The 11671-nt window shown below is 68.7% G+C and carries 10 protein-coding genes; 3 read left to right on the plus strand and 7 right to left on the minus strand.

Annotated elements, in window-relative coordinates; all coding sequences use genetic code 11:
* Positions 1-2 precede the first annotated feature (2 nt).
* From ctaC to E6A26_RS13265, 3 genes are all read right to left on the minus strand, one after another.
* Entirely contained in the window at positions 3-860 is an 858-nt protein-coding gene (gene ctaC, locus E6A26_RS13255) for an aa3-type cytochrome oxidase subunit II (protein ID WP_136611665.1), read from the minus strand.
* A gap of 215 nt (positions 861-1075) precedes the next feature.
* The gene (gene erpA / locus E6A26_RS13260) at positions 1076-1441 is read right to left on the minus strand and encodes an iron-sulfur cluster insertion protein ErpA (protein WP_136611666.1); all 366 of its coding nucleotides are present in this window, start codon (positions 1439-1441) and stop codon (positions 1076-1078) included.
* Positions 1442-1552: 111 nt separating this feature from the next.
* The gene (locus E6A26_RS13265; RefSeq protein WP_136611667.1) at positions 1553-2956 is read right to left on the minus strand and encodes a dipeptidase; all 1404 of its coding nucleotides are present in this window, start codon (positions 2954-2956) and stop codon (positions 1553-1555) included.
* 94 nt (positions 2957-3050) lie between these two features.
* Between E6A26_RS13265 and E6A26_RS13270 the strand changes: the two genes are divergently transcribed.
* Complete coding sequence (locus E6A26_RS13270) at positions 3051-3638, plus strand: DUF3043 domain-containing protein (RefSeq protein ID WP_407695386.1); 588 nt, start codon at positions 3051-3053, stop codon at positions 3636-3638.
* Positions 3639-3640: 2 nt separating this feature from the next.
* On the opposite strand, the gene E6A26_RS13275 is transcribed toward E6A26_RS13270, so the two are convergent.
* Positions 3641-4732 carry a quinone-dependent dihydroorotate dehydrogenase gene (locus E6A26_RS13275; protein ID WP_136611669.1) on the minus strand — a complete coding sequence of 364 codons (1092 nt, stop codon included), beginning with the start codon at positions 4730-4732 and terminating at the stop codon, positions 3641-3643.
* A 78-nt stretch (positions 4733-4810) separates the two neighbouring features.
* On the opposite strand from E6A26_RS13275, the gene E6A26_RS13280 reads away from it, so the two are divergent.
* Complete coding sequence (locus E6A26_RS13280) at positions 4811-5770, plus strand: alpha/beta hydrolase (RefSeq protein ID WP_136611670.1); 960 nt, start codon at positions 4811-4813, stop codon at positions 5768-5770.
* A 3-nt stretch (positions 5771-5773) separates the two neighbouring features.
* Here E6A26_RS13280 and E6A26_RS13285 read toward each other — a convergent pair whose 3' ends face one another.
* From E6A26_RS13285 to leuA, 3 genes are all read right to left on the minus strand, one after another.
* Positions 5774-6577 (minus strand): isoprenyl transferase, encoded by an 804-nt coding sequence (locus E6A26_RS13285; protein ID WP_136611671.1) that lies wholly within the window; start codon positions 6575-6577, stop codon positions 5774-5776.
* The gene (recO, locus tag E6A26_RS13290) at positions 6574-7371 is read right to left on the minus strand and encodes a DNA repair protein RecO (protein WP_136611672.1); all 798 of its coding nucleotides are present in this window, start codon (positions 7369-7371) and stop codon (positions 6574-6576) included. The genes E6A26_RS13285 and recO overlap by 4 nt, the downstream gene beginning before the upstream one ends.
* Before the next feature lie 99 nt (positions 7372-7470).
* Complete coding sequence (gene leuA, locus E6A26_RS13295) at positions 7471-9222, minus strand: 2-isopropylmalate synthase (protein WP_136611673.1); 1752 nt, start codon at positions 9220-9222, stop codon at positions 7471-7473.
* 253 nt (positions 9223-9475) lie between these two features.
* On the opposite strand from leuA, the gene E6A26_RS13300 reads away from it, so the two are divergent.
* Entirely contained in the window at positions 9476-11443 is a 1968-nt protein-coding gene (locus E6A26_RS13300; RefSeq protein WP_136611674.1) for a M13 family metallopeptidase, read from the plus strand.
* Positions 11444-11671: the final 228 nt, after the last annotated feature.

Below are 11671 nucleotides of genomic sequence, written 5' to 3' on the forward strand. Positions count from 1 at the left end.
CCCTACTTCTGGTTCAGATCCGGGTTGCGGTCATACGTCGTGTCGAGCAGGCCCTTGGGAAGGCCCGAGAGGTGCGCCTGGAATTCGGCCTCGGAGACGACCTTGACGCGGAAGAGCATCTCGGAATGGTATTCACCGCAGAGCTCGGCGCACTTGCCGTCGTACGTGCCTTCCTTCTGCGGCGTGAAGTACATGTAGTTCGGGTGGCCCGGGATCATGTCGCGCTTCTGGAGGAAGGCGGGGACCCAGAACGAGTGGATGACGTCACGAGAGGTGAGCTCGATCGTGACGCTCTTGTTGACCGGGAGGTACAGCGTCGGGAGGCTGTTGAGGTCGATGTCCGAACCGTTGAGGTGCGCCTGCGTCCCAGCTTCGTAGACGTTGTCCTTGACGACGCCGCCCTGCTTGTAGTTGAAGTCCCAAGCCCACTGCTTCCCGACGACGTTGATGGTGACGTCCGGGTTGGCGTTGGGGTTGTCGATCGCGCGCTGGTCACGATCGGTGAAGTAGAAGAACACCACGACCAGGAAGAGCGGAATCGCCGTGTAGAAGATCTCGAGCGGGAGGTTGTAGCTCGTCTGGCGCGGGAAGCCGATGGTCCCCTTGCGGCGACGGTACGCGATGATGCACCAGAGGATGAGGCCCCACGTGACGGCGCCGACGAGGAGTGCCGCGATCCAGGAGTTGACCCAGAGGTCAGTGATCATTCCTGTGTTGCTCGTCGTGTCCCGCGACCCCGGCAGCCAGCCATTCTGTACCTGGGATGTACATCCAGACAGTGCAAGCGCTCCCGCAGCGGCAACCGAGGCTACCGCGATGATTCGAGTGCGCTGGCTGCTGGTTCGGTTCTGCGACCTCACAGACGGCCCTTCCTCTTGATGCTGTGGCCGGGGCTCACTCCCCTACGGCATGACCCGCAGAAACTCTCCCCGACGGCATAGTTTTACTACTCGACGTAGAGCTTACAGCTAACCCAAAGGAATCGCCCACATGTCGCTTAAGCACGTCGGCCGTGCCTTCCGGGGCCCCCGAAGGAGGGGCAGGAAGGCACGGTCGACGCGCGGCTGCGTGCGGATCAGTGGAACGAGTCGCCGCACGCGCACGAGCCCTGCGCGTTGGGGTTGTCGATCGTGAAGCCCTGCTTCGAGATCGTGTCCTCGAAGTCGATCGTGGCGCCCGCGAGGTACGGGACACTCATCTTGTCGACAACGACCTCGACGCCATCGAAGTCGCGGACAGCGTCGCCGTCGAGCATTCGCTCGTCGAAGTAGAGCTGGTAGATCAGGCCAGAACAGCCACCCGGCTGGACCGCGACCCGCAGGCGCAGATCGGTGCGGCCCTCCTGCTCGAGCAGGCTGCGAACCTTGCCGGCGGCGACCTCGGTGAGGTTCACCTCGTGGGACGCGATGGCCTCGGTGGTCTCGTTGGTAACGGTGCTCATTCCATACCTTCCCTCTGCGGCCCGTGCCGCTGAGCGCTGCTGGGACGCCGTATCCTGCGTGGGCAGGCAGCCATCCCTCATCCAATGCTACGGCGGGCCCCTCCGGCTGGTCTAACCCTGATCGGCGCTGAGGGCCGCTAGGAGCAGTGCCTCCGCGACGATGCAGCGCTTGAACTCGCCCACGTGAAGCGATTCGTTGGCACTGTGCGCCCGGCTGTCCGGATCCTCGACACCCGTGATGAGCACCTCGGCCTCGGGGAACACCTCGTTGAGATCGGCAACAAACGGAATGGACCCGCCCATTCCCATCCGGACGGGTTCGGTGCCCCAGGCTTCGCGCAGCGCGTCGAGCGCGAGGCTCGCGGCGGGCGAGGACGTGTCGGCGAGATAGGCGCTCCCCCGCTCCCCGGGGACGAACTCGAGGCGCGCCCCGAAGGGGACGTGGGCCTCGAGGTGGCGCCGCATGGCTTCCATGGCCGCGTCCGGATCCTGGCCCGGGGCAAGCCTCATGCTGAACTTGGCGCGCGCCGTCGCCTGAATGGTGTTGGAGGAGACGGCGACGGCGGGCACATCCATGCCGATGATCGAGAGCGCGGGCCGGCTCCAGAGCCGCGCAGCGACGCTCCCGCTCCCGGCGAGCCGCACGCCGTCGAGCACTCCGGCATCGTTGCGGTACTGCTCCTCGGGGTATTCGATGTCGGGGTCGTCCGCAACAACCAGGCCGGCGACGGCGACGTTCCCCTCCTCGTCGTGCAGCGTGGCGATGAGGCGAGCGAGAAGAGTCGGCGCGTCGAGCACGGGGCCGCCGAAGACGCCCGAGTGCACGGAGTGGCTCAGCACGCTGACGGAGAACGAACCGTCCACGAGGCCTCGCAGGCTCGTGGTGAGGGCTGGCGTGCCGACGGCCCAGTTTGAGGAGTCGGCAACCACAATGACGTCTGCGGCAAGCCGATCACGGTAGGTCTCGAGGAACGTCCGGAAGCTCGGCGACCCGGCTTCCTCCTCGCCCTCGACGAAGAGGGTCACCCCCACTCCCCCGGCATCTCCCAGGACCTCGGCGATGGCGCGCGACGCGGCGAGGTGGACCATGATGCCGGCCTTGTCGTCTGCCGTGCCCCGGCCGTAGAGGCGCCCGTTGCGCTCTTCGGGGACGAAAGGCTCGGACTCCCACAGCGCGCGGTCGCCTGGCGGCTGGACGTCGTGATGGGCGTACAGCAGCACGGTCGGCTTGCCGGGCTGCGCCGGCCGGCTTGCCACGACGGCCGGTCCCCCGGGCTTGCCGTCGGGGCGCGGCGCGCGAAGGATCTCCACCGATTCGAACCCGGCACCCTCGGCCAGGCCCGCAACCGTGCGCGCGCTGCGCTCGAGTTCCTCGGCGTCGAAGGCCTCCCACGCGATGCCGGGAATGGACGCGAGTCGGACGAGCTCGGCGAGCGTCGCGTCGAAGCGGCGTTCGACGGCGGAGCGCAGCTCTTCAGTCAGGCCGGGAGCCGGGGGCATGAATTCTGAAATCATGGCTTCACAGTACAAGTGGAGCCATAGCGCATCAATGCCTCCCGGCGCCCCGTTGCGCGCGGAACCGTCGCCGTCGGGTGGCTATCCTTTAATGGTGTTTGGACGAAAGAACGGGGCCGCCGCCGAGAGCGCCGGACAGCCCGAGGAGAAGCCCGCCGACCCTATCACGGGCAAGGGAACGCCGACCCCGCGGCGCAAGGACCAGGAGGCGGCCCGCCGTCGTCCGCTGGTCCCCACTGACCGCAAGGCTTCTCGCGCAGCCGACCGGCAGGCGGCCGCGGACGAGAGGGCGCGGGTTCGCCGCGCCCTCGAAACCGGCGACGAGCGGCATCTGCCGCTCAAGGACCGCGGGCCTCAGAAGCGCTTCGCGCGGGATACCGTTGACGCCCGCTTCAACCTTGGCGAATACCTGATGTTCGCGGCGCTCGCGTTTGTGGTGATCTCCTTCGTGGTGCCCCAGGCCAGCGAGGCGCAGTTCTACATCCTCATCGCCTTCTGGGTGGTCTTCGCGCTCGTCATCCTCGACACGTTCTGGCTCTCGCGCCAGCTCAGGCGGCGGCTTACCGACAAGTTCCGCGAGATCGAGCGCGGCACGGTGTGGTACGGGGCCATGCGCGCGCTCCAGTTCCGCCCGCTCCGGCTGCCCAAGCCGCAGGTCACGCGCGGCCAGTACCCGTCCTAGCCCTACTCGACCGAGGTTCGCCTCGTGACGAAGCCGGCCTTGGTGAGCCCCCGGTTCACCGAGGCCGCCCAGAACGGGCCCTCGTAGAGGAAGGCCGTGTAGCCCTGGACAAGGCTCGCCCCCGCGGCGAGCCTTTCCTGTACGTCGGCCGCGGTTTCGACGCCGCCCACCGAGACGAGCGCGAGCCGATCGCCGACGATCCCGGCCAGGCGGCGCAGCACCTCGAGCGAGCGCGCCTTGAGCGGCGCACCCGACAGGCCACCGGCGCCGCAGGCTTCCACGGCGGCGGGATCGCTCTCGAGCCCCTCCCGCCCGATCGTCGTGTTGGTCGCGATGATCCCCTCGAGGCCGAGCTCGAGAGCGAGCTGGGCCACGTCGTCGAGGTCGCCATCGGCGAGATCCGGGGCGATCTTGACGAGCAGCGGGACGCGGTGCCCGGCGGCCGCCGTCGACTCCTCGCGCACCGCCTCGAGCAGGGGCCGGAGGGAATCGGCGCTCTGCAGGAGCCGCAGGCCCGGCGTGTTCGGCGAGCTCACGTTGACCACGAGGTAGTCGGCGTGCGGGGCGAGCGCCCGAGCGCTGACCCGATAGTCCAGGACGGCGTCCTCGAGCGGGACGGCTTTCGTCTTGCCGATGTTGACGCCGATGATCGGCCGCCCGGCACCGTAGCGCTTCTCAAGGGCAGCGCGAGCGACGGCGAGGCGCGGCGCGACGGCGGCGGCGCCGTCGTTGTTGAACCCCATGCGGTTCACGACCGCGCGGTCCTTGACGAGGCGGAAGAGGCGCGGCTTCGGGTTGCCGGGCTGCGCCTGGCCCGTGATCGTACCGACCTCGATGTGTCCGAAGCCGAGCTCCGCGAGGGCCTCGATGCCCTTGCCCTCCTTGTCAAAGCCCGCCGCGAGCCCGAAGGGCGAGGGGAACTCGACGCCGAACGCGCTCGTACGCAGGGAAGCCTGCGGAGCGGCGAAGCGCTCGAGAACCCGGCCCATGCCAACCCCGTGCACCGCCTGGATGGCCTTGAAGCCGATCCGATGGGCGCGTTCGGCGTCCATCCACGAGAATGCAGCACGGAAGAAGAGGGGGTAGACACGCATGCCTCAAGTGTCGCTTAGGCGCACTCCCCCCAACAAAACGGCGTCCTATCCTGAACGTGGAGGGCACGAGGAGGGCGCATGAACCAGTGGAGCTCCGACTTTCTGGGCCCTGGCTTCGAGCAGTGCGCGATCGGGGAGGGCGCGACGGCGGCCGGGACGCTCGTGCGTTTTGCCGGCGTCTCCGGCGGGTCGCTAGATCGGCCGGCCCTGGTGTACGTGCACGGGTGGAGCGACTACTACTTCAATGCCGAGCTCGCACGGTTCGTCGCGGCGCGAGGCTGGCGGTTCTACGCGCTGGATCTCCCCGAGCATGGCCGCAACCTGCGTCCCGGCGGCCGGCCGGGCTTCGTCCCCTCCGCGGCACACTACCTCTCGAGCATCGACGCGGCCCTGGACGCGGTACGGGCCGAAGGGAGCGGTCCGATCGCGCTCATGGGCCATTCGACGGGCGGGCTCGCCGTCGCGCTCGAGGCCCAGCGCCGGCCAGGACGCCTCGCCGCGGTCGTGCTGAGCAGTCCGTGGCTCGTCCCGCACGGCGGGCGCGCTGCGGGGCGGATGCTGGAGTTCGCCCTCGCGCCCAGGGCTGGCGGCCGGCCCGAACGGATCCTGCCGCTTCCGCCCCGCGGCTTCTTCTGGCGTGCCGTGGCGCGCGAGGCCGGAGGCGAGTGGGATCTGCGCGAGGATCTTCGGCCCCGCAACGCATTCCCCGTCCGGGCCGGGTGGCTGCACGGGGTTCTGACCGCCCAGCGCGAGCTCGCCGACGGCCCCCCGATCACCGTGCCCACTCTTCTCCTCGCGTCGACGCGGAGCGACACGGGCCTCGTGTGGCGCGAGCATATGCGTTCGCGTGACGCGGTGCTGCCGATCGCTCCGATGCGCCGGGCGGCCGCGCTCGTGTGCGGGGAGCTGGACGAGGTGCTCGTGGACGGGGGGCTGCACGACGTGCTCCTCTCGGCGCCTGGGGTGCGCCGAGAGGCCTATCTTCGGCTTGGCGTGTGGCTCGACGCCGCCCTTGCGGGCAGGGGCGCCGGAGCCTGATGGTCAGGCGCCGGGAGCCCGGTCCACGGCACCTCCGTAGCGACGGTCGCGGCGCGCGTAGACTTCGGCGGCCTCCCACAGCGTGCGGCGGTCGACGTCCGGCCACAGCTTGTCCATGAACACCATCTCGGCGTACGCCGACTGCCAGAGCATGAAGTTGCTCAGACGCTGCTCTCCCGAGCTGCGGAGGAACAGGTCGACGTCGGGCAGGTCCGGTTCGTCGAGGTAGCGCTGGATCGTCTTCTCCGACACGGCCCGTGGGCTGAGCGTGCCGGCGGCGACGTCGCGCGCGATGGCGGCCGCGGCGTCGGCGATCTCTGCGCGCCCGCCGTAGTTGACGCACATCGTCAGGTGGCACTTCGAGTTGCCGTGCGTGAGCCGCTCGGCCTCTTCGAGTTCGCGGATCACGGAGCTCCAGAGCCGCGGCCGCCGGCCTGCCCAGTGGATGCGCACACCCCACGAGTCGAGCGTGTCGCGCTGCCGGCGCAGGACGTCGCGGCTGAAGCCCATGAGGAACTTGACCTCCTCCGGGGAGCGCTTCCAGTTCTCGGTCGAGAACGCGTAGACGGACACGTACTCGATGCCCAGCTCGATCGCGCCCGCCATGACGTCCAGAAGCGCCGGCTCCCCCGCCTTGTGTCCTTCGATGCGCGGGAGTCCGCGCTGATTGGCCCACCGTCCGTTGCCGTCCATGACGATGGCGACGTGACGCGGCACGAACTCGGCGGGAATCGCCGGCGGACGGGCGCCCGAGGGGTGCGGGTAGGGGGCCACGATCTGTCGCGTTTCGCGGCGGGAAGGTGTCACGAGGTGCTGGTCTCCTGTTGGGTGCGGGGCAAAAGGGTTGTGTCGTCACGCTCGACGAGTCGGAGCGACCGCACGGCGCGCTCGAGGTGCCATTGGACGTACGCCGCGACGAGTCCCGACGCCTCGCGGCGGTTGGCCGTCTCGGAGACGTCCGCCGTGGACCAGTCCCCCGAGAGGAGCGCGGCCAGCAGGCGCACGGTGTCCGGAGCCGGCGCCGGCGAGCCCGGCGGCCTGCAGTCGTGGCAGACGATCCCTCCGAGGGCCGCAGAGAACGCCAAATGGGGACCAGGCTCCCCGCAGCGCGCGCAGTCGGTGAAGCTCGGTGCCCAGCCGGCGGTCGAGAGCGCCCGCAGGAGATACGAATCGAGGATGAGCTCGGAGGCGTGTGCACCCCGGCTCAGCGCGGCGAGCGCCCCCACGAGCAGCTGATAATGCGGAAGGGATGCCTCGCCGTCGTTCGCTGTGAGGCGCTCCGCGGTTTCCGTCATCGCGGCAGCGGCGGTGTAGCGCGAATAGTCGGCCGCGATGTCGCGGCCGTATGTGCCGCGTGCCACGGCCTGGCCAATCACCTCGAGCGAGCGGCCGCGCACGAGCTGGACGTCGGCGACCATGAATGGCTCGAGCCGGGCGCCGAAGCGGCTCCCCGTGCGCCGGACCCCGCGGGCGACGGCGCGCACCTGGCCGTGGTGCTTCGTGAGCAGCACGATGATGCGGTCGGCCTCGCCGAGGCGGTGGGTGCGCAGGACCACGCCGTCGTCGCGGTAGCTCCGCGCTGCGAACGTCGATTCGGCCATGGGATCTATTCTCCCACCCCGCTTGGCCCGACACCTGCCGGGCCGCGCTCAGGGCAGCCGTGCCGCGCCCCGCCGGTGCGGCGGGGCGCGGCTTCCGGGCTAGGCGCCCGCGGCGCTGTCGCGCAGGGCGCGGTTCACGGCGGAGATCACGGCCTTGAGCGCTGCGAGGCTCGTGTTCGCGTCGATCCCGACGCCCCACAGGATGCGCTCGCCGATGCCGCACTCGACGTAGGCGGCGGCGCGCGCACTGCCGCCCTCGGACAGGGCATGCTCGGTGTAGTCGAGGACGCGCACGTCGACGCCCTCGGACGAGAAGACGTCGAGGAGAGCAGCGATCGGACCATTGCCGGTGCCCGTGCGGTGCACCTGCATGCCGTCGATGCGGAGCGCGGCCTCGAGGGTCATCGTGCCGTCCTCAGCCGTCTCGGTGCTCACCGAGGTGAGTGCGTACCTGCCCCATGCCTTGCCGCCGTCGACGGACGACGCCGGGAGGTACTCGTCGCTGAAGATCTCCCACAGCGTCGACGGGCTGACCTCGCCGCCCGCGGTGTCGGTGTGCTGCTGGATGACGCGCGAGAACTCGATCTGGGCGCGGCGCGGCAGGTCCAGATTGTGCTCGTTCTTGAGCAGGTACGCGACCCCGCCCTTGCCCGACTGGGAGTTGACGCGGATCACTGCCTCGTAGGAACGGCCCAGATCCTTGGGGTCGATCGGCAGGTACGGGACCTGCCACGTGAACTCGTCGACCGGGACCCCGGCGGCGGCGGCGTCCCGCTCAAGCGCCTCGAACCCCTTCTTGATGGCGTCCTGATGCGAGCCGGAGAAGGCCGTGAACACGAGGTCGCCGCCGTAGGGCACACGCTCGGCGACCGGCAGCTGGTTGCAGTATTCGACCGTGCGGCGGATCTCGTCGATGTTGGAGAAGTTGATCATCGGGTCGACGCCCTGGACGAACAGGTTCAGCCCGAGGGTCACGAGGTCCACGTTGCCCGTCCGCTCGCCGTTGCCGAAGAGGCAGCCCTCGATGCGGTCGGCCCCGGCAAGGTAGCCCAGCTCCGCGGCAGCGACGCCCGTTCCGCGGTCGTTGTGCGGGTGCAGGGAGAGGATGATGCCCTCGCGCGGGTGCAGGTTGCGGCTCATCCACTCGATCGAGTCGGCGTACACGTTCGGCGTGGCCATCTCGACCGTGGCCGGGAGGTTGATGATGACCTGGCCGTCCGCCGACGCCTCGAGGATCTCGGCGACCTTGTTGCACACTCGTGCGGCGTACTCGAGCTCCGTGCCCGTGAAGGACTCCGGCGAGTATTCGTACGTGATGTGGGTGTCCGGCAGCGTCTCCTCGTACTTCTTGCACAGGAGCGCACCCTGGACGGCGATGTCGAGGATGCCCTCCTCGTCCGAGTTGAACACGACGCGGCGCTGCAGGACCGACGTCGAGTTGTAGAGGTGCACGATCGCGCTCTTGGCGCCGACGAGCGATTCGTAGGTGCGCTCGATGAGGTGCTCGCGGGCCTGCGTCAGGACCTGGATCGTGACGTCGTCCGGGATGTGCCCACCCTCGATGAGCTGACGCACGAAGTCGAAGTCGGTCTGCGAGGCCGACGGGAAGCCCACCTCGATCTCCTTGTAGCCCATCGAGACAAGGAGCTTGAACATCTTGAGCTTGCGGGCGGCGCTCATGGGGTCGATGAGCGCCTGGTTGCCGTCGCGGAGATCGACGGCGCACCAGCGCGGCGCCTTCTCGATGCGATTGTCCGGCCACGTCCGGTCGGGCAGGTCGACGGTGATCTGCTCGTGGAACGGGAGGTAGCGGTGAACGGGCATGCCCGAGGGCTTCTGTGCGTTGCGCATGGTTTTACTCTAGGCCTTTCTCAAAGCTGGGATCCTTGTGGCCGGGCGTCACAAAACTCCGCGGCGGGGATCCGGCCTAGCTCGTCGGAAACTCGGTCCGCCGGCAGCTACAGGGCCCCGCCACGGCAACTAAGAAGAAGGCGCTGCGCGTTGGGCACATCGACACGATAGCACGGGCCTCGGATACGCCCATCTGGCTGTCGGACCCCGCGCCTAAGATGAAGCCAACCGAGCATGCCCTCAAGGAGGCACCATGACCGATAGCCCCGTCGCGCCATCCGGCGTCGAGCGCGAGTTCTTCGACAGGACCGTGCGACCCCAGGACGACCTGTACCGCCACGTCAACGGCGCGTGGCTTCGAGAGACCGAGATCCCGTCCGACCGGGCTCTGGTCGGGACGTTCGTCCAGCTCCGTGACCTCGCCGAGGAGAACGTCCGCACCCTCATCGAGGAGCTTGCCGCAAGCGAGCACCCGGAGGGCAGCGACGAGCACAAGATCGGGGCCCTGTACCGCTCCTTCATGGACGAGGAGCGCGTGGCGCAGCTCGGTGCCGCCCCGCTGAAGGCGCTGCTCGCCGAGGTGGAGGCGATCGACGACGTCGAATCGCTGGTCAGCACGTCAGCGCGCCTTGGGCGCGGCGGCAGCGAGGGTCTCTTCGGTTACTACGCGGCGCCGGACGCGGGCAACCCCGAGCGCGTCCTCCTCTACCTCGCGCAGGGCGGCCTCGGACTGCCCGACGAGTCGTACTACCGCGAGGACCGATTCGCCGAAGCGCGCGAGGCATACAACGCCTATCTGACGGACATGTTCGCCCTCGTGGGCAGCGCATCGCCCGCTGACGACGCGGCCGCCGTCGTTCGTCTTGAAGGCCGGCTCGCGGCACTCCACTGGGACCGCGTGACGCTGCGTGACCCGCAGAAGACGTACAACCTCTACACGGAGGAGAAGGCAGCGGACCAGTTCCCTCTCTTCGCCGTGTGGAGCGAGGCGACGGGCGTGTCCGAGGCCGCGCGGGCCGAGGTGGTCGTGGGGAACCCCGAGTTCCTGGCTGGAGTCGCCCCTCTGCTCGACGAGCTACCGCTCGAGGACTGGAAGCGGTGGCTCACAGCGCACGTCGTGGCGGCGGCGGCGCCGTTCCTCTCGTCAGAGTTTGTGGACCGGCACTTCGCGTTCTACGGGACCGTGCTGAGCGGCACTCCCGAGAACAAGGAGCGCTGGAAGCGCGGGGTAGCGACGGTCGAAGGCGGCCTCGGGATGGCCGTGGGCAGGCTCTACGTGCAGCGCCAGTTCCCGGCGGAGCACAAGGAGGCGATGCAGGAGCTCGTTGCCGACATCGTCGAGGCCTACCGCGAGAGCATCAGCGTGCTGCCGTGGATGGGTGCCGAGACGCGTGAGCGGGCACTCGCCAAGCTCAACTCGTTCCGGCCCAAGATCGGCTACCCCGACGAGTGGATCGACTTCTCCGCGGTCCAGATCGACGCCGAGGATCTGCTCGGCAACGTCCGCCGGGCGCATGCGGGCGAACTCGACACGCTCCTCGATGAAATCGGCAAGCCCGTTGACCGGATCAAGTGGCTCATGACGCCGCAGACGGTCAACGCGTACTACCACCCGCTCATGAACGAGATTGTGTTCCCTGCAGCGATTCTGCAGCCGCCGTTCTACCACCCCGAGGCGGACGCCGCCGTCAACTACGGCGGGATCGGCGCCGTCATCGGCCACGAGATCGGTCACGGCTTCGACGACCAAGGCTCGCAGTTCGACGGCGACGGCGCGCTGCGCAACTGGTGGACGGACGACGATCGAGCTGCGTTCGAGGCCCTCACCGCGCGGCTCGTGGCGCAGTTCGAGGTCCTCTCCCCTGCCGAAGCTCCGGGCCACACCGTCAACGGCAAGCTGACGCTGGGCGAGAACATCGGCGACCTGGGCGGGCTGGGCATTGCCTTCAAGGCCTACAGGCTGCACCTTGAGGGAAGCGATGCGCCCGTGATCGATGGGTTCACCGGGGACCAGCGGTTCTTCGTCTCGTGGGCCACGGTGTGGCGGCAGGTGTGCCGGACTGAGGAGTCGATCCGGCGGCTTGCGATCGACCCCCACTCCCCCAACGAGTTCCGGACCAACACGATCGCGCGCAACCTCACCGCGTTCCAGGAGGCGTTCGGGGTCGGCGAGGGCGACGGGATGTGGCTCGCCCCGGCGGAGCGCGTCGAGATCTGGTAGTCGGCTGGCGACGGGAAGGCCCGGCATCCTCGGGGATGCCGGGCCTTTTCGTACCCGAGACGTCTGAGGAGGGGAGCTTCTGTACCCGAGACGTCTGAGGCGGGGTGTGAAGTCTCGGGACCTAATAGACACTTCTGTCTCGGGACCTCGTAGACAGTGTGTCTCAGGACGTTGTAGACGCTTCGGGCCGTCTGATCGGGTGCATGAGTGTTCACGAACCTGATCTGC

Origin of the sequence: Sinomonas albida (genome assembly GCF_004919045.1) — a bacterium.
Taxonomy (GTDB): Bacteria; Actinomycetota; Actinomycetes; order Actinomycetales; family Micrococcaceae; genus Sinomonas; species Sinomonas albida.